This window comes from Rhizobium sp. 3T7, from assembly GCF_020166565.1.
Taxonomy (GTDB): Bacteria; Pseudomonadota; Alphaproteobacteria; order Rhizobiales; family Rhizobiaceae; genus Rhizobium.
In genome coordinates this window covers 110611-134176 of the sequence record NZ_JAIQXS010000014.1, presented here as the reverse complement: position 1 = coordinate 134176, position 23566 = coordinate 110611, and the positions used below count along the sequence as shown (strand labels likewise).

The 23566-nt window shown below is 59.5% G+C and carries 19 protein-coding genes and 1 pseudogene; 10 read left to right on the top strand and 10 right to left on the bottom strand.

Annotated elements, in window-relative coordinates; all coding sequences use genetic code 11:
- Positions 1 to 44: 44 nt before the first annotated feature.
- A complete protein-coding gene (locus tag K9B32_RS19605) occupies positions 45 to 956 on the top strand; it encodes a LysR family transcriptional regulator (RefSeq protein WP_224565178.1) in 912 nt (303 codons plus the stop codon).
- Positions 957 to 1196: 240 nt separating this feature from the next.
- On the opposite strand, the gene K9B32_RS19600 is transcribed toward K9B32_RS19605, so the two are convergent.
- Entirely contained in the window at positions 1197 to 2096 is a 900-nt protein-coding gene (locus K9B32_RS19600) for an SDR family oxidoreductase (RefSeq protein WP_224565176.1), read from the bottom strand.
- Positions 2097 to 2191: 95 nt separating this feature from the next.
- A complete protein-coding gene (locus K9B32_RS19595) occupies positions 2192 to 2932 on the bottom strand; it encodes an SDR family oxidoreductase (RefSeq protein WP_224565174.1) in 741 nt (246 codons plus the stop codon).
- A 113-nt stretch (positions 2933 to 3045) separates the two neighbouring features.
- Here K9B32_RS19595 and K9B32_RS19590 point away from each other — a divergent pair, with 113 nt between their 5' ends.
- From K9B32_RS19590 to K9B32_RS19580, 3 genes are read left to right on the top strand one after another with little or no spacing between them, the layout of a single operon-like run.
- Positions 3046 to 3936, top strand: a complete 891-nt coding sequence (locus K9B32_RS19590; protein WP_224565172.1) for a LysR family transcriptional regulator — start codon at positions 3046 to 3048, stop codon at positions 3934 to 3936.
- Between the two features lie 47 nt (positions 3937 to 3983).
- Positions 3984 to 4304, top strand: a complete 321-nt coding sequence (locus tag K9B32_RS19585) for a hypothetical protein (protein ID WP_224565170.1) — start codon at positions 3984 to 3986, stop codon at positions 4302 to 4304.
- 28 nt (positions 4305 to 4332) lie between these two features.
- Positions 4333 to 4923 carry a DNA-3-methyladenine glycosylase gene (locus tag K9B32_RS19580; RefSeq protein WP_224565168.1) on the top strand — a complete coding sequence of 197 codons (591 nt, stop codon included), beginning with the start codon at positions 4333 to 4335 and terminating at the stop codon, positions 4921 to 4923.
- A 3-nt stretch (positions 4924 to 4926) separates the two neighbouring features.
- Here K9B32_RS19580 and K9B32_RS19575 read toward each other — a convergent pair whose 3' ends face one another.
- The 3 genes and pseudogenes from K9B32_RS19575 to K9B32_RS19565 all read right to left on the bottom strand — a co-directional run bounded on the left by K9B32_RS19575 (position 4927) and on the right by K9B32_RS19565 (position 8140).
- Positions 4927 to 6465, bottom strand: a complete 1539-nt coding sequence (locus tag K9B32_RS19575) for a DHA2 family efflux MFS transporter permease subunit (RefSeq protein ID WP_224565166.1) — start codon at positions 6463 to 6465, stop codon at positions 4927 to 4929.
- Positions 6458 to 7684: an HlyD family secretion protein gene (locus K9B32_RS19570; RefSeq protein WP_224565164.1), complete on the bottom strand. Its 1227-nt coding sequence runs from the start codon at positions 7682 to 7684 to the stop codon at positions 6458 to 6460. The genes K9B32_RS19575 and K9B32_RS19570 overlap by 8 nt, the downstream gene beginning before the upstream one ends.
- Positions 7677 to 8140 (bottom strand): annotated as a pseudogene (locus tag K9B32_RS19565) (MarR family winged helix-turn-helix transcriptional regulator). The gene K9B32_RS19570 and the pseudogene K9B32_RS19565 overlap by 8 nt, the downstream one beginning before the upstream one ends.
- Positions 8141 to 8552: 412 nt before the next feature.
- On the opposite strand from K9B32_RS19565, the gene K9B32_RS19560 reads away from it, so the two are divergent.
- Together K9B32_RS19560 and K9B32_RS19555 are read left to right on the top strand one after the other, a co-directional pair.
- Entirely contained in the window at positions 8553 to 9731 is a 1179-nt protein-coding gene (locus tag K9B32_RS19560; RefSeq protein ID WP_224565162.1) for an efflux RND transporter periplasmic adaptor subunit, read from the top strand.
- Positions 9728 to 12922 carry an efflux RND transporter permease subunit gene (locus tag K9B32_RS19555; RefSeq protein WP_224565160.1) on the top strand — a complete coding sequence of 1065 codons (3195 nt, stop codon included), beginning with the start codon at positions 9728 to 9730 and terminating at the stop codon, positions 12920 to 12922. Before K9B32_RS19560 ends, K9B32_RS19555 begins: the two co-directional genes overlap by 4 nt.
- Here the strand turns inward: K9B32_RS19555 and K9B32_RS19550 are convergent.
- The 4 genes from K9B32_RS19550 to K9B32_RS19535 all read right to left on the bottom strand — a co-directional run bounded on the left by K9B32_RS19550 (position 12917) and on the right by K9B32_RS19535 (position 17275).
- Complete coding sequence (locus K9B32_RS19550; protein ID WP_224565158.1) at positions 12917 to 13924, bottom strand: acyltransferase family protein; 1008 nt, start codon at positions 13922 to 13924, stop codon at positions 12917 to 12919. The genes K9B32_RS19555 and K9B32_RS19550 overlap by 6 nt on opposite strands.
- Before the next feature lie 47 nt (positions 13925 to 13971).
- The gene (locus tag K9B32_RS19545; RefSeq protein ID WP_224565156.1) at positions 13972 to 15237 is read right to left on the bottom strand and encodes an O-antigen ligase family protein; all 1266 of its coding nucleotides are present in this window, start codon (positions 15235 to 15237) and stop codon (positions 13972 to 13974) included.
- A 10-nt stretch (positions 15238 to 15247) separates the two neighbouring features.
- Positions 15248 to 16519, bottom strand: a complete 1272-nt coding sequence (locus K9B32_RS19540) for a polysaccharide biosynthesis/export family protein (RefSeq protein WP_224565154.1) — start codon at positions 16517 to 16519, stop codon at positions 15248 to 15250.
- Between the two features lie 75 nt (positions 16520 to 16594).
- Positions 16595 to 17275 (bottom strand): sugar transferase, encoded by a 681-nt coding sequence (locus K9B32_RS19535; protein WP_007533512.1) that lies wholly within the window; start codon positions 17273 to 17275, stop codon positions 16595 to 16597.
- Positions 17276 to 18048: 773 nt separating this feature from the next.
- On the opposite strand from K9B32_RS19535, the gene K9B32_RS19530 reads away from it, so the two are divergent.
- Positions 18049 to 18315 (top strand): exopolysaccharide production repressor protein, encoded by a 267-nt coding sequence (locus K9B32_RS19530; protein ID WP_132592936.1) that lies wholly within the window; start codon positions 18049 to 18051, stop codon positions 18313 to 18315.
- Positions 18316 to 18450: 135 nt separating this feature from the next.
- Positions 18451 to 19452, top strand: a complete 1002-nt coding sequence (locus K9B32_RS19525; RefSeq protein WP_224565152.1) for a glycosyltransferase family 2 protein — start codon at positions 18451 to 18453, stop codon at positions 19450 to 19452.
- 11 nt (positions 19453 to 19463) lie between these two features.
- Here K9B32_RS19525 and K9B32_RS19520 read toward each other — a convergent pair whose 3' ends face one another.
- On the bottom strand, positions 19464 to 20423 hold the full coding sequence (locus K9B32_RS19520) for a glycosyltransferase family 2 protein (RefSeq protein ID WP_224565150.1): 960 nt from the start codon (positions 20421 to 20423) through the stop codon (positions 19464 to 19466).
- A gap of 546 nt (positions 20424 to 20969) precedes the next feature.
- Here K9B32_RS19520 and K9B32_RS19515 point away from each other — a divergent pair.
- On the top strand, positions 20970 to 22088 hold the full coding sequence (locus tag K9B32_RS19515) for an acyltransferase (protein WP_318013353.1): 1119 nt from the start codon (positions 20970 to 20972) through the stop codon (positions 22086 to 22088).
- Positions 22089 to 22091: 3 nt separating this feature from the next.
- Positions 22092 to 22886, top strand: coding sequence for a glycoside hydrolase family 16 protein (locus tag K9B32_RS19510; protein ID WP_224565146.1), 795 nt, complete (start codon positions 22092 to 22094; stop codon positions 22884 to 22886).
- The last annotated feature ends 680 nt before the right edge of the window (positions 22887 to 23566 follow it).

Sequence of the window (23566 nt, the reverse complement as noted above, 5' to 3'; positions counted from 1 at the left end):
AATTTCGAACAATACCGCAGTGCAACCTGCTTAGGTGATTTCCGATGGACCAGCTCTCGGCAATGCGCGCCTTCATCCGCGTCGTAGAGACGGGCAATTTCACACGGGCCGCCGACACGCTCGCCATGCCCAAGGCGACGGTGACCAATCTCATCCAGGGGCTTGAAGCGCATCTGCACACCAAGCTTCTCAACCGCACCACACGCCGGGTCATGGTGACGACCGACGGCGCTCTCTACTATGAACGCGCGGCCCAGATCGTCTCCGAGCTAGAGGAGCTGGACGGCAGTCTGTCGAACTCACAAGGGCTACCGACCGGTCGTTTGCGAGTCGAGATGGCCGGCGCTTTCGCCGACTGGATCGTCGTACCCGCGCTCTGCGACTTCTACCAGAAATATCCGGATATCCGCGTCGACCTCGGCGTGGGCGACCGCACCGTCGACTACCTAGCAGAAAACGTCGATTGCGCGCTTCGCGGCGGCACGCCGGCCGACCAATCGCTGATTGCAAGGCGTGTTTCCGAAGTCGAAATGCTCACCTGCGCGGCACCACTTTATATCGAAAGATTCGGCATTCCGACCCGCCCCGAAGAGCTTGAAAACGACCATTATTCAGTGAGTTACTTCCGCGCGCAGACCAACCGGACGCTTCCTTTTGAATTCCGCAAGGACAATGAGGATCTGGAGATCAATCCGCGTTACCTGTTGTCGGTCAATGACAGCCGGACTTTCGTCAATGCAGCATTGAACGGGCTTGGCATCGCACAGCTGCCGCGCTTCATGATCCGTGACGCTTTGGCCAAAGGCGACCTCGTGGAAATCCTGCCGGAATGGAGCCGTGAACCGTTCCCGCTCTACATCGTCTATCCGCCGAACCGGCACCTCAGCAACAAGGTCCGGGTCTTCGTTGATTGGCTGGTGAAATTGCTTTCGGACGCGAAACTGAACGATCCGTGACACAGTTGCGGCCCGGAAGGTGTTCCTTCGACGGGCCGCAACTGTCTGTCATCAAATTCCTTTCAGACCCTGCCGCGTCACCAGGGAAATGGCTCGGCCGGTATCTGAGGTTGGCGCCCGGAGTTGGAGGTCTTCCAGTCGCCTTTACACCGATAATATAGGCCTGCTTCCTGCCATTTGTTAAGTGCTGATTCGTGCACAGCAAGTTCGCAAAAACGGAACAATGGCGAGTATCACGGTTTAGTGAATGGCCGGCTTGAGGAGATCCTCCAGACCGATGCGCCGGAACATTTCGGCGCGAACCCGATCGGCGACACCATTGACGACCTCGGCACCGTCCCCGGACGGGTCAACATGGGTACGGAACGGACGTGTGCCGAACGGCATGGCAATGACCTCAGTGATCGCCCTCGCGACCGAGCCTGCGTCGGCGTCAGCAGGTTCAAGAGCAGCCAGCCCCTGCAACGCCTGTTCCGGCACGCCCTTATAGGGGCCATCATTGTACTCGGCGGCACGCTGGGCATCTGCCGGCGAACCGGAGTGCGCGAAGTGATTGGTTCCCTTGGTGAAGGCGCCCGGCACGATGATCGCGGTTTCGATGCCCCACCGGGTAAGCTCCGACGCATAGGAGACGGCAACCGAATCCATCGCGGCTTTGGCAGCGAAGTAGGGCGCCAGATAGGGAGGCGTGCCGCCGCGTGTGCTGGAGGACGACACCCAGACAACCAGTCCCCTGCCCTCTTTGCGCATATGGGGAAGCGCTGCACGGTTGACCCGTTGCGTCGACAGCACGTTGATGTCGAACAACTCCGCATATTGCTCCGGCGTGAATGCCTCAGCCGGGCCAAACGACATATGGCCGGCATTGTGGATGACGACGTCGAGATGGCCCACCTCTGCGATGACCTTGGCGATCCCGGCTTCGACAGACGCGTTGGAGACCACATCAAGTTCGACCGAACGCAGATCGACATTGTTATCGCGCGAGAAGGCCGCGATATCGGCAACGGCTTTCGCGTTGCGGCCGGCAGTATCGCGAATACCGGCATAGACCATATGCCCTTCCCTGGCGAGAGTCCGGGCAGTGAGAGCGCCAAAGCCACTGGATGCTCCGGTAATGACGATGACCTGTTTATCCATTGTCGTGTTCCTTAGTCGATATTCAAGGGGTGACGGTTGATTGCTGTTGTTCGGAGATCGGCGGCGGGACCAACCCGCCGCACGGGCGCCAAAGATCAGACCATGCCGCCGTTGGCGCGCAGCACCTGGCCGTTGATCCAGGAGCCGTCCGGGCCGGCGAGGAACGAGACCGAAGCAGCGATATCTTCCGGTGCTCCCAGGCGTTCCAGCGGGTTCATTTTGGCCATGCGAGCGATCAGCTCATCCGACTTCCCATCGAGGAAGAGGTCAGTTGCTGTCGGCCCCGGAGCCACGGCGTTGACGGTGATGTCGCGACCGCGCATTTCCTTCGACATGATCGCCGTCAGCGTTTCGACGGCTGCCTTCGTCGCCGCATAGACACCGTAATTTTCAAGCTTCAGGCCGACGACGCTCGTCGACAAGTTGATGATGCGACCGCCCTTTCGCAGCCGCTTTGCGGCTTCGCGCAGGGTGTTAAAGGTACCCTTCAAATTCACGCTGACCTGGCGATCGAAATTGGCATCGTCAGCATCGCCAATCGACGAGAGCTGCATGATACCGGCATTGTTGACGAGCACATCGATGCCGCCGAAGGCTGCTTCCGCCGCATCGAACATCCGGCGGACGGCTTCGGGATTACTGACGTTGGCCTGCGTGGTCAGCGCCTTGCCGCCGCCCTGCTCGATCTTCTGCACCAGCTCCTCGGCGAGCGCGACGTTTCCGGAGTAGTTGATGACGACGGTGAAACCGTCCTTGGCCAGCCGTTCCGCGATTGCGGCGCCGATGCCCCTCGAAGCACCGGTGACCAGTGCGACCTTGTTCTCATTGCTGCTCATTGCATTCTTCCTTCTGCCTCAGCGCGTTTCGATGAGCAGAAGATGCCGCTTTTCCTTGTGCGGATAATCGGCCATTATTCGGCATCACTATCCGAAAATGACGAACAAAAAAGATGGACAGATTCGATGCCATGCGGGTGTTCTCCCGCGTCGTGGAGCGCCGCAGCTTCACGCTCGCCGCCGAAGACACCGGCCTGCCACGCTCCACGGTGACCGATGCCGTCAAGCAGTTGGAGGCACGCCTTGGCGTGCGCCTGCTGCACAGGACGACGCGCCATGTCAGCCCAACGCTCGACGGCGAAGCTTACTATCAGCGCTGTATCTCCATCCTCGCGGATATCGAGGACGCGGAGGGCGCCTTTGCAGGGGCCAAGCCGAAGGGCATGTTGCGCGTGGACGTGCATGGCACGCTTGCCCGGCACTTTGTGCTGCCGAGCCTACCGTCTTTCCTGGAGATGTATCCGGATATCGAGTTCTACATGAGCGAGGGCGATCGGCTGGTTGATCTCGTCCGCGAGGGCATCGATTGCGTGTTGCGCGTCGGCACGCCTGATGACAGCGACATGGTGGCGCGACGCGTCGCCATGCTGGAGGAAGTTACCCTTGCCGCTCCCGCCTATATCGAAAAGCATGGCCTGCCCGAGCATCCGGACAGGCTCGATGGCCACCGTATGGTCGGTTTCCGCTCGACTGCGACGGGCGGCGTTCTACCACTGGAATTCATGGTCGGCGGCAGCATCCGTAATGTCACCCTGCCCGCGACGGTGACCGTCAACGCCGCCGAAAGCTTCATGTCGGTGGCGAGGCTCGGCCTCGGCCTGATACAGGTGCCGCGGTATCACGCCGAAAGGGATCTCGCGGCGGGCACACTCGTTCACGTCCTGCCGGATTTCCCGCTGACGGAAACCCCGGTCTCCCTGCTCTACCCGCAGAACCGGCAGCTCTCACCCCGCGTTCGCGTTTTCATCGATTGGCTGGTGAAGGTCTTTGCTCGACAATCCTAGCAAAAAGCGTTTCACTTGGGTCAACCGTCAGAACCGGGAGATCTTCCATGGCCATCACAGACGTCACCGTGCATCCGAAGGAAGGCAGTTTCGTTGTCATCTTCACGGAGCAGTCGGGCAATAACATATCGGTCACGCTCTATGCCGCTGCCTCTCCCGGCCTGACGAGCGACAATGCGATCACCCGTGCAAGGGCGTTGCTCACGACAACACTCCAGAGTTCACAGGCCGATGGCGCACGCGGCAAGGATGCTGCGCTTCTCGAAGAAGAACTGGAAGAAGGTCTCGAGGATACCTTCCCGGCAAGCGACCCCGTGTCGGTAACGGGTTCCTCCATCTCGGCGCACGACCCGAAGGTCGGTCATTAGGGCCTGACATACCGGAAGCCCGAAACAGATGACACATGCCGTTGGCGCGATCGGCGCCACTCCCCTCGCCGGCCCGGAACTTGCGCGCTATTTCGAGCGTGATGCTATCGCTGTCGCCCGAGATTTGCTCGGTTGCCATCTGCGCGTTGGCCATGTCGGCGGCCGCATAACCGAGACCGAAGCCTACTATCCCGATGACGGGGCCTCGCACAGCTTCCGCGGCCCAACGCCGCGAAATGGTGCGATGTTCGGCCGACCAGGCAATGTCTACATCTACCGTATCTACGGCATGCACTGGTGCCTGAATTTTGTCTGCACGCCCGGCTCGGCGGTGCTGATCCGCGCAATCGAGCCGGAAGCCGGCATCGCCACCATGATGGAGCGCCGCAGCAATGATGCGCTAACACAGCTCTGCAGCGGTCCCGGCAAGCTCTGTCAGGCGCTCGGTATCAACCTCACGCTGAATGACAGGCTGCTCGACCGGCCGCCCTTCTCGATTGCCCCGTCGGCTCCCGTCGAAATTGTCGCCGGCAAACGGATCGGCATAACGAAAAATGCCGAAGCACCATGGCGCTTCGGCATCTCCGGATCTCGCTATCTCAGCAAACCGTTTCGCTGAGCATCACTCCATAGCGACGGTGTGATCCATCGCTGGGGCGACTTTCGGCTTGCGCAGCAGCAGCGCCAGCGGAATGACCGCGAGCGACATAAGCATCAGCAGCTTGAAATCGTCCATATAGGCTATGATCGTCGATTGCAGGGTGATGACCTCGTTTAGCGAGGCACGACCTGCAGCAGTCAACGGACTCATCCCCTGTGCCGCCGTCGCCTCGAAGGCGCGGTTGAACGGCGTCACATAGGCAGCGATGTTCTCGTGGTTCACCTGCGCGTTCTCGACGAGCAGCGCCGAAACAATCGAGATGCCGACGCTCGAGCCGATATTGCGCGACAGGTTGTAGAGGCCGGTTCCGTCGCCGCGCAAGTGCGCCGGCAGCGTCGAGAAGGCGATCGTCGTCAGTGGCACGAACAGAAAGCCGAGCCCGGCGCCCTGGACGAAGCCGACGGAAACGATCGTCCACTGCGAAACATCAGGCGTCCAGCCGGTCATGTCGTACATCGCCCCGGCCGTCAGGCCGAGACCGAGCACCAAGAGCAGGCGCGTGTCGACCTTGCCGATCAGCCTGCCGACGATGAACATGCAGAGCATCGTGCCGAGGCCGCGTGGCCCCATGACGATGCCGGCGGTCATGACGGGGTAGCCCATCAACGTCTGCAGGTAGGGCGTCATCAGCGCAAGCGAGGCAAGATAGGTGATGCCGATCACGAAGATGAAGAGCATGCTCACCGAGAAATTGCGATCGAGGAACAGCTTCGGATTCACGAAGGACTTTTCCGCCGTCAGCGTATGCACGATCAGCAGATAGAAGGCGCCAGCACAGACGATCGCCTCGATCATGATCTCGCCGGACGCGAACCAGTTGAGCTGTTCGCCGCGATCGAGGAACAGCTGCAGCGATGCGATGCCGAGGCTCATCATTCCGAACCCGAACCAGTCGAGCTTCGCCAACGCATCCAGTTTCGTCTCGGTGACGTAGATCACGATGCCGGCAAACGCCAGCGCGCCGATCGGCACGTTAATGTAGAACACCCAGCGCCAGCTGATGTTATCGGTCAGCCAGCCGCCGATGACAGGTCCCAGGACCGGCCCGACCATGACCGAGACGCCAAATAAGGCCATGGCCGAGCCGCGCTCCTCGACACTGTAGATGTCGAGGAGGATGCCCTGAGAGAGTGGAACCAAAGACGCGCCGAAAAGACCCTGGAGAAGTCGGAAGGCAACAATCTGAGGAAGGCTTTGAGCCAAGCCACACAAGACCGAGGCAACGACAAATCCCGCGATTGCCGCCAGCAGTACCTGTTTGCGCCCGAACTTGGCGGCCAGAAAGCCGGACGGCGGCGTCATGATCGCAGCCGCCACGATATAAGAGGTCAGAACCCAGTTGATCTGGTCAGCACTCGCCGAGACACTGCCCTGAATATAGGGCAGCGCGACGTTGGCGATCGTCGTGTCCAGCGCCTGCATGATCACGGCCAGGATAACGCAAGCCGTGATCGCGCCGCGATTGGCTACTGGGGTGGCCGGCGATGCAGCGTTACTCATGGTCCTTGCCGCCAGAGCGGCCCAAAAGCTTGGAAACGAAATCCGGGAGACCTCGGGCACGACCCGTATCGACGTCGACGACCGTGCTCATGCCGACGCGAAGCGGCGGCTTGCCGGCCGCGTCATCGATGCTGACCCGCATCGGAATGCGCTGCACGACCTTGACCCAGTTGCCAGTCGTGTTCTGCGCCGGCAGTAGCGAGAAGCTGGAACCAGAGGCCGGGCTGATGCTCTCGACCTTGCCCTTCCACTCCACGCCCGGGTACGTGTCGACATAGATCGTCACCGGCTGACCCGGCTTCACATAGGTCAGTTCCGTTTCCTTTGGGCTCGCGGCGATCCAGAGGTTGGTTGCCGAAACCAGCGAGAAGGCTTGCGTGGACGCCTGCAGGTAGGACCCCGGCTGCAGCGAGTTGACGTTTGTCACGATGCCGTCGAACGGCGCCTTGACGACGCTGTGGTCAAGTTCGCGCTGCGCATCGTCCACCTTCGCCTTGGCTTCGAGATAGAGCGGATTCTGTTCTACCGGCTGGTCGGCATTGCCACCGAGCTGCGCCAGCGTCGCTGCCGCTTCGGCCTTGGCAACTGCAACCTTCTGATGACCGGCGTCGAGATTGTGCTTGGCCTGGTCATAGGCAACACGTGTCGCAGCCGAGCTGTTCAGGAGGTTCTGCTGGCGGTCGAACTCGGTCTGATAGTAGGGAATGTCGGCTTCGGCCTGTGTGATCTCAGCAAGCGACTGCTGATAGCTGGCCTTCAGATTGAGAATCTGGTTGCGCACGGCGCCAAGCTGCGCCTCCGCACCATCGAGTGCGATCCTGAAAGAATCCCGGCGCAAGCTGAAGAGCACCTGGCCCTTCTCGACGGCCTCGTTCTCGTGCACGCTGATCTGGTCGACGATACCCGAAACGTCGGTCGTCAGACCGACCATGTCAGCCTGGATATAGGCATTGTCCGTCGACATGACTTGACCGCCGTTGACGTAGTAATAGCCACCGATGACGAGCGCGACGGGCAGCAACGCGAACAGAACGGGCCGCGTGAGGCTGCGCCGGCGGCGGACCTTCGCACCGCCGGGCGCAGCCACAGCAGTAGCGGGCGCTGAATTGGATGAAGGCGCCTCGGCTACCGTTTCCTCGCGAGGGGAAGCGTCATTTTCTTCAACTGGGTTTTTGGCATTTGCGTCTGCAACGACGCGCAGGGAGGACTTCTCAGCCATGTCTGGTCTCATTTGCGGCTACCGGGGTTCGGCAGGCCTGCACTAGGTTCGTCTTCATTGCGGATAGGATGTCGAACAGCTGGTCCCGCTGCTCGGGAGAGATACTCTCGAATGCTCGCCGCGCGTCAGCTCACCGAGGTCGCGCATCTCGGCAAGCAACGGGTGTGCCTTCTCCCGCACATAGAGAAGCCAGATGCGGCGATCGGTCGGATGCTGGCGACGCTCGATGAGACCGCGGTCGGTGAGTTTGTCAAGAATGCGGACAAGTGTGATCGGCTCGATTTCCAGGATCTCGGCAAGCCCGCCCTGGTGGATTCCCTCGTTGCTACGGAGGTACGCAAGCGTCTGCCATTGCGACCGCGTGAGCCCAAGGCAACGCGCGCGCTGCTCGAACCGCTTGCGAAGCAGCCGTGCAACGTCGTGCAACAGGAAGCCGACAGTGGGATTGCCATTCATAGGAGACAGTGCCGATAATTGATAAGCACACTTATAATATGCCCAGATATATTAAGCGTGTGCAGGGCACAATAGGGTCCCTCCCAGATTCCGCACCGGCGGCCAAAATGCCGCACTGGAATACGCGCAGAGATTTCGAAGGCCTTTCGAAATTGCAACCGGTTGGCATTTGCAATTTCGATCGGCAGCCGTTTAAAGTAAAAATCCAGAGGGTTATCGGAAATGCAGTGATCTTCGTTCGATCACTTTTTCTCGATGACGGCACGCGTGCGCGGCTGCAGCCGCGATTGTAAATTTGCAATGGCATAGGTGAATGAGGGAGCGCCCTTGTTCAGAGACATCAAGACATGAATCGCAGCACATCAGCATAAGCGACGGCAGCACTTGCGGCCGTCCGGATAAGGAAACCGCCATGCCTTCCTTGCTTCGACACCTGCTGACCATCGGCTCCTTTGCTCTCATGCCGTTCACCGCGGCGATGGCACAGCAGCCAGCCGCCGCCCCTCCTTCCGTCTCAGTCGCAAAGCCTGTCGTGCGCGATGTCGTCGACAATGACGAATTCATTGGCCGCTTTGAACCAGTCGATCAGGTATCAGTGCGCTCACGCATCGGGGGCTACCTGCAGGAGGTGCACTTCACCGACGGCGCACTCGTCAAGCAGGGCGACCTGCTCTTCGTCATAGACCAAAGGCCGTTCATCACCGCCCTGAACGAAGCGAACGCAGCACTGGAAGTAGCCAAGTCAACGCTCGTCTACGCCGAGGCACAGTTCAAGCGGGCCGAGAGCCTGGCAACAAGCGGCAGCCAGTCGATATCGATCCTTGACGACCGCCGGCGCGAATGGGTTTCGGCGCAGGCAAACGTCCGCGGCGCACAAGCGACGGCTGATCGCGCAGCGCTCGACCTCGAATATACGAAGATCACGGCCCCGATCGGCGGGCGCATCGACCGCCGGCTGATCTCCGTCGGCAACCTTGTCCAGGCCGATCAATCGGTGCTGACGACCATCGTTACGGTGGATCCGATCGACTTCTACTTCGACGTCGACGAGCGCCGTCTTCTCAATTTCGCGCAGACCGCCCGCGAGCGCGGGGTCGATCTGCAGGAGGGCGGTGGCGGCGTCGAAGTTGAAGTAAGGATCACGGATTCCAACGAAAAACCATTCAAAGGCAAGCTCGACTTCGCTGAAAACCGCATAGACAGCGAGACCGGTACGAAGCGCATACGCGCGCGATTCGACAATCCGAATTACGTGCTCCAACCAGGTCTGTTCGGTCGTGTCTCCGTTGAGGCCTCGAATGTCTACAAGGCGATCCTCGTGCCGGACGAAGCGATCGGCTCAGACCAGAACCAACGCGTCGTCTACGTCGTTGGAGACGACGGAACAGTCACCGCAAAGCCGGTGCGGCCTGGACCACGCCTGTATGGCTATCGCGTCATTCGCGAAGGCATGGACGGCAACGAGACGATCGTCATCAATGGCCTTCTGCGCGCCCGCCCGGGTAGCAAGGTCACGCCGCAGATGGTCGAGCTGGCGCAAAGCCGCGAAGAGATCGCCCCGGAAGCCGCCGGCCTGGAGCTCAGCCGATGAGATTTGCGCACTTCTTCGTCGACCGACCGATCTTCGCGTCGGTGCTCTCTATTGTGCTGCTTATTGTCGGCGCCATCGCCTATTTTCAGTTGCCCGTGGCGCAATACCCCGAGATCGCGCCGCCGACCATTGTGATCCGCACCTCCTATCCCGGCGCTGACGCCGAGACTATCGCCAACACCGTGGCGACACCGATCGAGCAGGAGGTCAACGGCGTCGAAGACATGCTTTATATGTCTTCCTATTCGACGGCCGATGGTTCGATGGCACTCACAGTGACCTTCAAACTCGGTACAGACCTCGACAAGGCGCAAGTCCTTGTCCAGAACCGCGTTGCCATTGCCCAACCTCGCCTTCCTGAAGAGGTTCGGCGCATCGGCATCACGACAGCAAAGAGTTCGCCCGACCTGATGATGGTCGTGCATCTGCTGTCACCCAACTCTCGCTACGATCAGCTCTATGTCTCCAACTACGCGCGCACACGCATCCGCGACACGCTTGTTCGCCTCGATGGCGTTGGCGACGTCATCCTCTTCGGCGAGCGTGAATATTCGTTGCGCATATGGCTCGATCCGCAGAAACTGTCGGCCTACGGCATGACCTCCAGCGACGTCGTCGACGCTCTGCGCGAACAGAACGTGCAGGTTTCCGGCGGCTCGATCGGTGGGCCACCGGCCGCCGGCACCAATGCCTTCCAGTATACGGTGACGACGCAGGGGCGTTTCTCGGATGCCCGGCAATTCCGTTATGTCATCGTCAAGGCGACCGCGGAAGGGCGTCTCGTCCAGCTGCAGGATATCGCCCGCATCGAACTCGGCGCCAAGGACTACGTCACAAACAGCTATCTGAATGGCAAGCCCGCCGTCGCGCTCGGCATTTTCGCGCGCCCCGGCACCAACGCGCTCGCGGCCGCGGCTGAAATCAAGAAGACGATGGACACCGTCGCTCAGGATTTTCCGCAAGGTCTCAGCTACGACATCGTCTACAATCCAACCGAATTTATCGCGGAATCCATCAACGAGGTTTACAAGACGATCGCTGAAGCCGCGATCCTCGTCGCCATCGTGGTTCTCATATTCCTGCAGTCCTGGCGCACGGCGATCATCCCCATCGTTGCCATCCCGGTCTCGCTGATCGGCACCTTCGCCTTTCTGCTTGCCTTCGGCTTCTCGCTCAACATGCTGACGCTGTTCGGTCTCGTGCTGGCAATCGGCATCGTTGTCGACGACGCGATCGTCGTCGTCGAAAACGTCGAGCGCAACCTGGCAAAGGGGATGACGCCGAGGGAGGCCGCACATGTGACGATGAACGAAGTCGGCACGGCCGTCGTCGCAATCTCGCTCGTGCTGATCGCCGTCTTTGTTCCGACTGCCTTCATCCCCGGCATTTCGGGTCAGTTCTATCGGCAGTTCGCCGTGACGATCTCGGTCGCCACCGCCATCTCGGCGCTGAACTCACTGACCCTCTCGCCGGCCCTCGCCGCACTGGTATTGAAGCCACACGAGGAGCACGAGAAACGTCGCAACCCGATCGCGCGTTTCGGGAGCGCGCTTGCTAATGGGTTCAACAACGGCTTCGACAAGCTCAGTGCAGGCTATTCCTGGATCGTGCGGCACACGGTGCAGACGGTCGCCGCACTCTGCGTCGCATTGCTGGTTTTCGTCGGCCTCCTGGGGGCGACCTACTATATGAGCAGGATCGTTCCGAGTGGTTTCGTCCCGGTCATGGACCAGGGCTACGCCATCGTCGTCGTGCAACTGCCTGACGGTGCAGCGCTTTCCCGCACCGACGCGGTTATCGAGCGTGCTTCGGAGATCATCCGCAACACGCCAGGCGTGAAGAATGCCGTGGCCTTCTCGGGGTTCAGCGGCGCGACCTTTACCAACGCCTCCAACTCCGGCGTGGTCTTCGCCGCGTTCGACACTTTCGAAAACCGCCTGGAGCACGGCCAGACGGCGACCAAGATCATCGGACAGCTATACGGGAGCCTGCAGGCGATCCAAGAGGCCTTCATCATCGCCATCCCGCCACCGCCAATCTCCGGAATCGGCAATGCCGGCGGCTTCAAGATGCAGCTCATGGACCGCGAAAGTTCGGACATGCGCCGCATCCTCGGCGTCGCCTACCAGCTAATGGGCATGGCCAACCAGACGGAGGGTCTGACCGGCGTCTTTACAACGTTCTCCGCCAATAGCCCGCAGTACTTCCTCGAAATCGACCGCGACAAGGCGCGTATGCTGAACGTACCGATCTCCAACATATTCGATACGCTGTCGATCAATCTCGGTACATCCTATGTCAACGATTTCAATGCCTTCGGGCGTGTCTACCAGGTGCGCGCGCAGGCCGATCAGCAATATCGCGTCGAGCGTGACGATATCCTGGCCCTCAAGGTAAGATCCGCGACCGGTGCACTCGTCCCACTTGGCACACTGGTCGATATCCGCGATAGCAGCGGCCCTTCACTCGTCCAGCATTACAATATGTACGTATCAGTACCCGTACAGGGTAACGCCGCTCCCGGCGTTTCGACGGGCACTGCGTTGGACAAGATGGAAGGGCTTGCGAAGCAGTTGCTGCCAGCAGGAACAACCTTCGAATGGACGGAAATCGCCTTTCAGGAGCGGAACACCGGCAACACGGCGATCTACATCTTCGCCCTGTCGGTCGTCTTCGTTTTCCTGGCACTGTCGGCGCAGTATGAAAGCTGGGTCCTGCCGCTTGCCATCATCCTCATCGTTCCCCTTGCAATCCTGGCTGCCTTGCTTGGCGTCCATCTGCGCGGAATGGACAACAACATCCTGACCCAAATCGGGCTGATCGTGCTGATCGGGCTGGCGGCCAAGAACGCCATCCTGATCGTGGAATTCGCGAGACAGGCGCAGGATGAAGGCAAGTCGGCCGTCGAAGCCGCAATCGAGGCCAGTCACTTGCGTCTGCGGCCGATCCTGATGACCGCCTTCGCGTTCATCTTCGGCGTCGTGCCGCTGATGATCGCCACCGGCCCCGGCGCCGAAATGCGTCAATCACTCGGGACGGCCGTTTTCTCAGGGATGCTTGGCGTAACGATTTTCGGCCTGTTCCTGACACCCGTCTTCTACGTCGTGCTGCGCGCGCGCCGGAAAAAGCCTGTTGCGCAGGCCGAGACCGCGCCGCCCTCCGAGGAGGCTGTCCCCGAAACCTCTTCATGAAGGACGCCGCTCGACCGCATTCTGTTTGAGCAGGTCTGACGACAAGATCTTCCGCAGCGGCTTCTCGACGAGCTCGTAGGCTGCCGCGCCGAGGATCGTACCGCCGGCAACGGCGATCGCGATCGTCGGCGTTGTCGACAGCCCGACCACGCCGGCAGCCTTGACGATCACGGAAATCGCCAACGTGTGCCAGAGGTATATCGAATAGGACGCATCGCCGAGATAGGTGAGAAGCGGTACGCGGCCGATGCTCCCACCCGCCTCGAGGGACACCATGCCGTAGACCAGCGCCATGGCAAGGGGCCCGCAGATCGCTTCATCGAAATCGGCTCCGATCAGGAAGATGGTGGCGAAGCCGGAGAGCGATGCGCCGACACAAGCAAGCCCCAGACTGGTGCCTGCAATCCACCGCCTGATCCACAATTCGGCGAGAAGAACGCCTCCGAGGAACTCCAGAATGATCGGCCGGGTATAGGTTTTGAGCACCGGCGATGCGGGCTCGAAGACAAGGCCGATCAGGAAAAAGCCGCCGAAGATGACCGTCAGGTACGCTAGCCGCCAACGACGCGGCAGGAAAAGCGCCCCGGCAAACAACACGTAGAAGAACATCTCGAAATTCAGCGTCCAACCCTGGACGAGGACCGGCCAGATATCACCCGTGCTCGGCGACTGAGCGGGAATGAAGAAGAGCGAGGAAAGGATATGGGCGCCGGTCAGCTTCAGGTTCGGAAACAGGCCGACCACGGCACCGGCGATCATCACGCTCGTCACCAGCCAGTAGGACGGCGCGATGCGCCGAATGCGGTCGAGAAGGAAACCCTGCGGCGTCATCGGCCTGCGGTCGCTGATGACCCACATGATGAAGCCGCTGATCACGAAGAAGACGTCGACGCCGGCAGCACCAATGGCGAAATGCTCACCGGTCCTTTCCGCTGCGTGGAAGACAACGACGGCAAGTGCCGCAAAGGCGCGCAGATATTGGATGCCGTAAAGTGTCTTCATCCGGTTTCCTCAGAAGACCGGTCAAGGCCGGTCGAAATGCGATGACGTTATTGAGTGACGGGCTCTGGCGACATCTGGCGTTGCCATGAGCTCACCGCCGTTTGGCGGCGCGCTGTCGCCAGCTTCCCGGCGGCAAAGTAGAAAAGAAACGTCCCGACGTTGTATGGCGTCAGAATATCGATCTCGACGAAGGACCGGATCGTCAGCAAGACCGCGATCGAGAACAGCAGATAGGATTCATCGTTCCTGAAGTCCTCGATGACGCGGCGCAAGTGTCCCCACAGAATCCGCAACAGCATGACGGCAAGAACGATGACGCCCGTGAGCCCCAGCTCGACGGCCGTTTCGATATAGGTGTTGTGGAAGTGGAAGCCGCTTCGCGAACCGATGAAGAACTCTTCCCACAGCCGCTCCGGCTCGGAGAAGCCCTGGACCCAATAGGCCTGGTAGCCGATTCCCAATACCGGGTTTTGCTTGGCCGCCTCGATCCCCTGCTGCCAGAGATAGGTGCGGCCGGTCAGCGTGGAATCCTTGCCGAAGATGCCGAGAACGGCATCCACCGCCCCCAGATAGACACCGGCAACGGCAAGGATGACGACGGCCACCCCGCCGCCGATCACCAGCAGCTTGCGATGGTCGGGGGCAAGTGCGATGACGACGCGCAGGCCCATCATCAGGGCAATCACCACGGCAGTCGTCAGTACCGACGTCGCCGACTGGCAGGCAATGAGGCAGTATGCCGACAGAAGCCCGACCACGCCTGACGCGGCCATCCAGAGGCGTCTCTCACCGAAGATAAAGACAGCCGCAAAAGAGACGATCAGGCCTAGCGATGCATAGAAGCCAAGCTGATTCTTCGAGGCGAAGGCGCCCACGAAACTGAAGGTGCCGTCCAGAGGATCGTACTCGTAATAACCGAACAGGAGCGAATACACGAGAACGATCCCGACGCCGGCGATCATGCCCACCGTCAGCGTTCTGACATCGAGCACGCGCACCGCAATCAGGGCGCAGATGACCTGCGTCAGATACTGGATGCTGGCGCGCAGCGAAATGCTGGGAACGGCCGACCAGAAGACCGACAGGAAGGCAAGTGCCGCAAACGCATAGATCCAGAGGTAGCGACCATGACTGCCGAGCACCTTCTTGTAGTCCACGGCGATAAGCGGCAGCCAGAGCGCATAGTAAAGCAGGATCGCCACCTGCCCGAACTTGATCGAGTAGGCGAAGCAAAAAAGTGACAGCGCCACGGCGGGGATGGCATAAGCCGCGTTCCCGCCTGGCTGAATGAGCGCAGATTTTGCGATCCGCATTGCGGCCTCGTTATCTCATCGCCAATCCGGCGGTGACCTTGATAAGGTCGCCGGGCTGGAGTGCTGTATTTTCCTGAACCGGAATCTCCTTCGCCTTGCCGTCAACTTCGCGGACGATCGAATAGGCGATGCTCGCAGCGCCGGTGCTGGTGTCAAAGCGGGCGGCATCGGTCGATTGCGTCAATGCTTCCGCCATCAGCGAGTTGCTGGTTTCGAGCTTGAGATTGAGTTCGTCGAGTTGAGCCTCAGCGTTCTGCAGTTCCTGGGCAAGCTGCGCATCCCAGTCGTTCCGAAGCGTGATCTCGTCCTGATTGGCCTTGCTGATGTCCTGCTTAGCCTTCAGCGAATTGGTATCGATATCGAGAAGGGTCGCCTCGGTATCCGCGGCCCGCTGTTCAGCGGCCATCTTGCGGTTGCTGAGCGCAAGGCCCCTTTCGGCAAGATCCTCGACCTTGTCGCGGTCCTCAGTTGCAAGCTGCAGCTGCCGGGTCTGCGTTTCAGTCTTCTTGGCGAGAGTCTCGACCTCGCTTTGCAGCAGTTGCTTGAGGTCGGCAAGCGCCTGAAGCTGCAACGTCAGCCGCTTCTTGCGTGTATTCATGAGCGCCGTTTCGCTGGCAAGCAGGGGCTTCGCCTCCGGCTTGTCCTGAAGCTCCTTCGGCATTTCGATCGTATCCTGGTTCGCAATCTCGGCCCGCAGCCGCGCCTGCTTCACCAGCAGGCGTGCCCGGTCGGCCAAGTAGACGACCGCATCACCCTTGGCGTTGATGAAATCGCGGGCAAATCGCTGCCCGGCGTCCGCGCGGCGCAGACCGCCGGCAAGGCTCACGGCCTTGACGATCGTCAGATTCGGCGCAAACGGGTACTCGCCGGGCTTTTCGACGTCGCCGGACAGATAGACCGGCCGGAATTCCGAGAGCTCGACCGAGGCAGACGGTCGGTCCTTCAGAGCAAATTGCTTCTGCAGTGCCGAACCGATCTCCTGGGCGATTGCATCGGTCGTTTTGCCCGAGGCAGGCATATCGCCGACGAAAGGCAGGGAAATGCTTCCTGAAGGCCCGACCGTGTAGTCCCCACTGACGACCGACCAGTCACGGATGCTACCATCCGCGGTCTGCCACTCGGCCACCCGGATCTTCAGCTTGTCCATGATACCAAGACGGTAGTCGTCGGCAGCAGCAAGCGATGAAGACGCCAGAAAAGCACCAAGTCCGGCTGCGACAACAATACCGGATCTTAGCGTGCGACGTTGTCCGGCCTTGCCGTCAAGAAAGCGTTTTTCCATGAACCTTCCCCGTGTTTCAGCACGACAAGCCGCAAGGCGTTGCCGCGCAGTACTGTTTGGGCTTTGAGATGCGGCTTAGTAGCTGCCGCGTTGAGCGCATACCGCCGGGATTGTGCGTGCGATGATCACGACATCCCGAACCAGCGACCAGTTTTCGACATAGTGCGTGTCGAAGGCGACGCGGGTCGCGTAAGAAACGTCATTGCGTCCGCTGATCTGCCAGAGGCCCGTGAGGCCAGGGCGGGATTGCAGATAATAGACGGCCGCATTCTCGTACATTTCGAGTTCGTCTCGAACAACGGGACGCGGACCGACGACACTCATTTCGCCGCGGATGATATTGAAGAGCTGGGGCAGCTCATCAAGGCTCAACTTGCGCAGAACGGCACCAACGGCAGTGACCCGGGGGTCGTCCTGCAGCTTGCGCGTTGCACGCCACTCTTCCATGGCCTTCGGATTGTTGCGCAGGTGTTCCTGCAGAACCTTGTCACCATTGGTGACCATTGTCCGAAACTTCAGGCAACGGAACTCCTGGCCATTATGGCCGATGCGGCGATGCCCATAGAAGATCGGCCCCCTGTCGGAGAGCTTCACAAGCAACATCACCATCAAAAAAAGCGGGCTCAGAAAAATGAGCCCGAGGCAGGCGGCGGACACATCGAATGCCCGTTTCGCGATCCCGCCTGTCGGCGGAAACACGCTCTGATGAACTGCGCCATAAAATGGCGAACTGTCCGATCTCGTCGCAGACTTCATAGAGGTAACTCCACTTATGTTTGCCGTTTGGTCGGGTAGGCTCAGGCCGCTTAGCAAGCCCTGACGAATTCGAAGTGTATGAGGTGATTTTGTTTTTTTAAGCCACAATTTTAAGACCGAGGCTTTACGACGTGTTTTTGCAGCCGCCGTTCAACTTTTTTGTTTTTAAGATTCTGCTGAAATAGCTATACAATTCTTTGGCGGCATCGAAATGATCTCTGCGTGTACCAATAAAAGTCTCGGACATTGCTGTGTGGCTCAAAGATACTGAAGTGTAGGTCGTTCAGGCCTGGTGCCGGCAATTGATGGTTTGCATTCGCGGCTTCTGGCAGAGCGCCGGTTTCTATTTGCGACAGAGCTTGTTATTGCATTGCACCATGCATTTTGCACTGCACCAGCTAAACGTTTGAAATTAAAACTTTGTAATAAAAGTTGAACGTAAAACCGCCCCGGGCGGCCCCGTGCAACCGACATTGTGGCACTAATGGTAACGTGTATTGCCAAATTGCGCGCAACCGGCGATGTGCGAAATCTTTTTTAATCATCTTTGGCGAAAGCGGCCGGACAGCGGCAACACGTGGCATTTTTACCAATAGCCGGAAGAAACCTTTAAGACCGTCGCTGTACTACCCATTTCGCAGACGCAAAAAAACGTCCCCAGAGCTTCAGTTGAAACAGGAAGTCCTGTAAAACATTATCCTAGGAAGGATCCTGATGGCGTTTCGTCTTCAATGATTGTTCGTTGAACGAAGCTCCGATGGAGGAGGCAACAAATGTATGCACCTCGCGTTATCTTCAGCATGCTCGGCGCGCTGGCCGTATTTGCTGTGGCAACGTATTGGCTGAGCGGTTCCCTCGCCGGCACCGCCATCAAGACCGCGATTTGCGCCGTCCTGCTTCAGGCCGGCTACTTCGGCGGCGTGCTTTACCTTGTCTGGAAGGAATCCAGGAGCCGCACGATCCGCCCCGCCATAAAGCGCGAAGAAGCGGAAAAGCTACCCGTGACGCCCTTCAAAGGCTCTGAACCGTTCAATCGCTAAGCATCGCGATTCGACCCGATAGTCCTGGCTCTGCGGCATCGGGGCATCCTCGCTCGTAACATCATTTGAACGGCCGCCCGTTGTCCGCCACATTTTGACGTCCTAGTTGTTGAGCGAAAACAACGGAGGCTACGCGTGGCAAAAACGGCAAGCATTTGCGTCATCATCGCAGCCAAGAACGCGGCGGACACGATCGAAACCGCTGTTGAATCAGCGCTTCGGGAGCCAGAAGTGGCCGAAGTGGTCGTCGTTGATGACGGCTCCAATGACGGCACGGCGGAGGCTGCAAGACGTGCGGATGACGCCAGCGGCAGGCTGAGTGTCGTCAGATTCGACCAGAACAAAGGCCCATCCGCCGCCCGCAACCACGCCATCGACATCTCTTCGGCACCCCTGATCGCGATCCTCGACGCTGACGATTTCTTCTTCGAAGGACGCTTTCGCCGGATGCTTGCGGAGGACGACTGGGAGTTCGTTGCCGACAACATCGCCTTCGTCGACGCCGAGACGGCAAGCCAGGCGCCCCAGCGGCTCCAGCAATTTGCCGAAAGTCCGCTCTTCCTCGACCTGCCCACCTTTGTCGATGGCAACATATCCAAGCGTGGCGTCCGCCGCGGTGAGATCGGCTTTCTCAAGCCGATCATGCGACGGGCCTTCCTGGACAAGCATGGCTTGCGTTACCGCGAGGAGATGCGGCTTGGAGAGGATTACGACCTCTACATCAGGGCGCTGGCGCTCGGCGCGCGCTACAAGGTGATCCACAGCTGCGGCTACGGGGCTGTCGTGCGCGGAAATTCGCTCAGCGGTCGCCATCGCACCGAAGATCTTCGCCGCCTTTACGAGGCCGATCGCGCGCTCCTGACATCGTCAAGGCTGCCGCCAGAGGCCGCAGAAGCCGTGCGTCGGCATGAGCGGCATGTTCGTGGCAAGTATGAGCTGCGGCGGTTCCTCGACATCAAATCGCAATCAGGCCCGCTAGCAGCAATCGCCTACATCGCAACGCACCCGGCAGCCTTCGCGCCCGTTGCAACGGGCATCCTGATGGACAAGACGGAGCGCCTGCGAAATCCCGGTGGCGTATCCGTCACCGCGCAAGGCAACGGCTTGAGATATCTTCTGAGCGCGCCGGCCAAGTAACCGGGGTTCGACTATCTCGAGAACTTGGCGGCCGCCAGCTGCAGCGCGCTCTGAAGCAAACGTGGATCGCGCGCTGCCCAGCGTGCAAGTAGCCTGAAATCCGGCTTCTTGCGCCGGCGCAGCAGGCCGATCTGACTCCAGATCGCCTGCCTGCGCGCGGTGTTCTTGTGTTCCTTGATCGTCTCGATCTCCTGCGGCCTGCGGGAAAATCGGCTCTCCAGCTGGTCAAGCGCCATCCAGGTGATGAATTGCTGCTTGAGGAACTCTGGCGAGGCGTTATCCACGCCGTGGAAAATGTTGATGCCTTCCCCGCGCAGCGCCCCCGGCTCTGCGCAGAGCAGCACCTGTTTTGCCGTCATGATGCAATCACAGAAGAACAGGACGTCCTCGGCCGCCAATCGCAGGGACGCGTCGAAACGAACCTTCTCGAACAGCGGCCGGCCAATGACCATGCAGGACATGTGCAGGAAGGCCCAGTTCTTCAGCATGACGCCGGCAAGATCCGGCACATCGAGGATCAGCGGCTTGTCCATCAGGCGCCGCGCGCCGTCCTCTCTCTCGAGCGCGGCGATACCGAAATGATAGTCGAATTCCTCGCCCCCTTCGATGGACGCCCAGTAGCAATCCCCCCCTAACGTTTCCATCGCATGAATGGCATTCGCCAGGTGATCCGGTGTCCAGACATCGTCGGAATCGAGAAAGGCAGCATAGCGCGTCGCCGCCGGGACGTGATTAAGGCCTGTGTTTCTCGCCCCACCCGGTCCAGCATTCGCCTGGGCGATCACCGTGACGCGTGCCCTGTCCTCCTCCGACAGGAGCGCCAGGTCCGCATCCGGAGAGCGTGGTGACTGGTCGTCGACGACGATGACATCAACATCCTTGAAGCTTTGTGAGAAGACCGACGCCAGAGCGCGGCCGAGAATCCCGTCCTGACGCTGGTAAAAGGGGATGATGATCGTGAAGGTCGCCATACTCTCTCCTTGAGATACGCGAAGTGATGTTTCCGCCCCAGCGCATCTAGGGGTGAATGAAAGCGCAGCAAGTCTGCTGCACTGCAAAATGATGACGTTCATTTCGGCCGAAGTTTGTCAAAGCGAATGGGTAGACCGGATCACACGAGACCGTATCGAAACGAAACGATCGCTCGTCTCAAGCCGCAATTCGGCCACGATCGGAGCGGCGCGTCAGCTTCGCGTTGTAACAATCGTTCACCAGTCAACAAAAACTTTTAGGCTGCCTGACCGGGAAAGGACCCAGAAATCGATGAATATCATCATGTTATGAAATACACTGCTGTCGTTGACGTTCAGGACGATTCGGGCGGACCGATACATAGGTCTTTTCCCACAATGAGCCAGGACAGGACGACTGTTACGAAGTGGGATCCCCGATCACTTTTGCTGCACTGCCATATTTTCTTCCCTGAATTCGCCCTAACTTCGGCGTGCGGGCTCGGGTCTGCTCTGATTGAAAACGGTCGCAGGGGGAGGTGCGGCCCAAAAGGGGTGACTGATAACGTGAATGTTGATGCGAATATATCGTCGCGGATCAATCTGATGCGCATCGTGCTCATTTCGGGCATTGTGTTCGTCCATATACCGTTCGACGCCGCCAGCAGTCCCTATGACGGGACCTACGGCGCATTTGACTTGATCCGGATCTTTCTGACGGAAGCGCTCTTTCGTGTAGGCGTTCCCTGTCTGAGCGCGATCTCCGGCTACCTGCTGTTTCGCAGCGGGCAGGAAAACTTCAACTACAGGAAAACCGTGCGCACCAAGGCGCAGACGGTCTTCCTGCCGTTCCTGCTTTGGAACTGCGCGTTCATCGCGGCGATCATTCTGGCCACCAGTGTCGGGGTCGGCGACGGCTATCTGCCTGATCCACTCCGTGCGTCCGGCCGCGATCTGATGACGCAAGTGCTGGCGGTGGAAGATTTTCCGGCCAACGTGCCGCTCTATTTCCTTCGTGATCTCTTCGTTTGCATCCTGCTTTCGCCGATCCTGGCATGGCTGATCAGTCGCGCTCCGATTTTGACGTTGACCGCCTTGCTGGTGATCTCACTGGTTCCGGAGCTAACGATCTACATCGTTTTGAAGCGCTCGATCCTCTTCAGCTTCAGTCTCGGCATCTTCATTGCCCTGCAGCAGTTCGACCTGAAGGCTCTCGACCGTTTTGCGCCGATTGGCGTCTTCTTGCTACTCGCCGCCTCGGCACTTTTGGCAACGGCGATCTTCTTCACTGGCCCGTCCCTACCGGATTGGGTGCAGTTCTTCCGCAATGCCCTGGCAATCGTCGGCGCGCTCGGCTTCTGGCTGCTGTCGGCTCCGCTGATCAAGACGCAACTCGGCCAGCGGCTTTCGAAGACGGGAAGCCTGAGCTTCTGGATCTTTTGCGCCCATTACCCGCTGCTCGTCTTTCTCTGGATCCTCTGGGGCAAGGCGGACTTGAGCTTCTATCCGCTCTTCTTCGTCCTGTCTTTCGCGCTGCTGTTTCCGTTTCTCACTCTGTCGAACGGGCTGTGCCGGAAGAATTTCCCGCGCCTCTACGCAATTTTGACAGGCGGCCGAACCAAACGGTCGGCGACGCCGGCGTCGCCCCAGGACGTCTCTCGCAAACTCGTTACACAGCAAAGGTGACACATGACGACACAAATCGCCCATGCGCGAAAACTTTGCCTCAGCCTCATCACTATCGCGGCGGCCTGCGCTTCAGCGCTGCCGGCTTCGGCGCAACAGGCATCCGGAAAGTCCTTTGTCGATGATTTCGACAAGATCAACCGTGGCTTCTGGTACGTTTCGGACGGCTGGAACAACGGCGCCCACCAGAACTGCACCTGGTCGAAGAACAATGTGAAGGTCGAGAACGGTGCCCTGCAGCTCTCGTTCGCGGACGGAAAATCCAAGGACCGGAACTATTCGTGTGGCGAGATCCAGACGACCAAGCGCTACGGCTATGGCACCTATGAAGCGCGCATCAAGGCGGGTACCGGCTCGGGCTTAAACTCAGCGTTCTTCACTTACATCGGCCCTGCCGACAAGCAGAAGCACGATGAGATCGACTTCGAAGTGCTGGGTAAGAACACCGGCGAGGTGCAGGTGAACCAATACGTGCAGGCCAAGGGCGGTAACGAGAAACTCGTTCCGGTTGGCAGCAAAGCCGATGAGGGCTTCAATGACTATGCCTTCATCTGGGAAAAGGATCGCTTGCGCTATTACCTGAACGGCAAGCTTGTTCAGGACGTTACCGATCCATCGAAGATACCGTCCACCCCACAGAAGATCTTCTTCAGTCTTTGGGGTTCGGACACGCTTTCGAACTGGATGGGTCGCTTCGACTACACGAAGCCGGCCGTTCTCAGCGTCGATCGGGTGGCTTTCACCGCGCTCGGCGACAAGTGCCAGTTCCCTGAATCGATCGCATGCACGCTCAACTGACCAGCATCCCGCAAAAATTCAGCGCGGCCGAAGCCGTCACACGAAAAGGAACCTCGATGCTCAAAGTGCTCTACCTCGTGCACGACCTGGCAGACCCTGCCGTACGACGGCGGGTGCTTATGCTGCGCGAGGGAGGCGCCGACGTCGTGCTGGCTGGTTTCCGGCGTGGAGAGAATCGGCTTGCCGAAGTGCATGGGGTCAATCCGATCGAACTCGGCCGCACCGCAGACGCTAAGTTTGGGCAACGCATGAGTGCTGTCGCAAAGGCGATGGCGGGCCTCAAGGCTTTGCTGAAGAACGTAGAGAAGCCCAATCTCATCATCGGGCGCAATCTGGAAGCGCTGGCCGTCGCGCATAAAGCCAACGCGCTTTTCGGCGGCAACGTTCCCGTTGTCTATGAATGCCTGGACATCCATCGCCTTTTGCTACGCGACGACATGGTCGGCAAGGCGATCCGCCGCGCCGAGGCGCATTTCGGCAAGAATGCAAAACTCATCCTGACCAGTTCTCCGGCCTTCATCGAGAACTATTTCAGTCCTCGGTCCGGCGTCAAAGCCGAGACGCTTCTGATTGAAAACAAGGTCATCTCCCTTGACGAAGCAGCTATCGAGCCGGCGTTCGGACGACCCCTGAAGCAACCGGGTGAGCCGTGGAAAATCGGCTGGTTTGGTGCGCTTCGC

What these genes read in the sequence shown, in the direction of transcription:
- K9B32_RS19605 (WP_224565178.1), top strand. Translation starts at nt 45, where the DNA reads ATGGACCAGCTCTCGGCAATGCGCGCCTTCATCCGCGTCGTAGAGACG.
- K9B32_RS19600 (WP_224565176.1), bottom strand. Translation starts at nt 2,096, where the DNA reads ATGGATAAACAGGTCATCGTCATTACCGGAGCATCCAGTGGCTTTGGC.
- K9B32_RS19595 (WP_224565174.1), bottom strand. Translation starts at nt 2,932, where the DNA reads ATGAGCAGCAATGAGAACAAGGTCGCACTGGTCACCGGTGCTTCGAGG.
- K9B32_RS19590 (WP_224565172.1), top strand. Translation starts at nt 3,046, where the DNA reads ATGGACAGATTCGATGCCATGCGGGTGTTCTCCCGCGTCGTGGAGCGC.
- K9B32_RS19585 (WP_224565170.1), top strand. Translation starts at nt 3,984, where the DNA reads ATGGCCATCACAGACGTCACCGTGCATCCGAAGGAAGGCAGTTTCGTT.
- K9B32_RS19580 (WP_224565168.1), top strand. Translation starts at nt 4,333, where the DNA reads ATGACACATGCCGTTGGCGCGATCGGCGCCACTCCCCTCGCCGGCCCG.
- K9B32_RS19575 (WP_224565166.1), bottom strand. Translation starts at nt 6,465, where the DNA reads ATGAGTAACGCTGCATCGCCGGCCACCCCAGTAGCCAATCGCGGCGCG.
- K9B32_RS19570 (WP_224565164.1), bottom strand. Translation starts at nt 7,684, where the DNA reads ATGGCTGAGAAGTCCTCCCTGCGCGTCGTTGCAGACGCAAATGCCAAA.
- K9B32_RS19560 (WP_224565162.1), top strand. Translation starts at nt 8,553, where the DNA reads ATGCCTTCCTTGCTTCGACACCTGCTGACCATCGGCTCCTTTGCTCTC.
- K9B32_RS19555 (WP_224565160.1), top strand. Translation starts at nt 9,728, where the DNA reads ATGAGATTTGCGCACTTCTTCGTCGACCGACCGATCTTCGCGTCGGTG.
- K9B32_RS19550 (WP_224565158.1), bottom strand. Translation starts at nt 13,924, where the DNA reads ATGAAGACACTTTACGGCATCCAATATCTGCGCGCCTTTGCGGCACTT.
- K9B32_RS19545 (WP_224565156.1), bottom strand. Translation starts at nt 15,237, where the DNA reads ATGCGGATCGCAAAATCTGCGCTCATTCAGCCAGGCGGGAACGCGGCT.
- K9B32_RS19540 (WP_224565154.1), bottom strand. Translation starts at nt 16,519, where the DNA reads ATGGAAAAACGCTTTCTTGACGGCAAGGCCGGACAACGTCGCACGCTA.
- K9B32_RS19535 (WP_007533512.1), bottom strand. Translation starts at nt 17,275, where the DNA reads ATGAAGTCTGCGACGAGATCGGACAGTTCGCCATTTTATGGCGCAGTT.
- K9B32_RS19530 (WP_132592936.1), top strand. Translation starts at nt 18,049, where the DNA reads ATGTATGCACCTCGCGTTATCTTCAGCATGCTCGGCGCGCTGGCCGTA.
- K9B32_RS19520 (WP_224565150.1), bottom strand. Translation starts at nt 20,423, where the DNA reads ATGGCGACCTTCACGATCATCATCCCCTTTTACCAGCGTCAGGACGGG.
- K9B32_RS19510 (WP_224565146.1), top strand. Translation starts at nt 22,092, where the DNA reads ATGACGACACAAATCGCCCATGCGCGAAAACTTTGCCTCAGCCTCATC.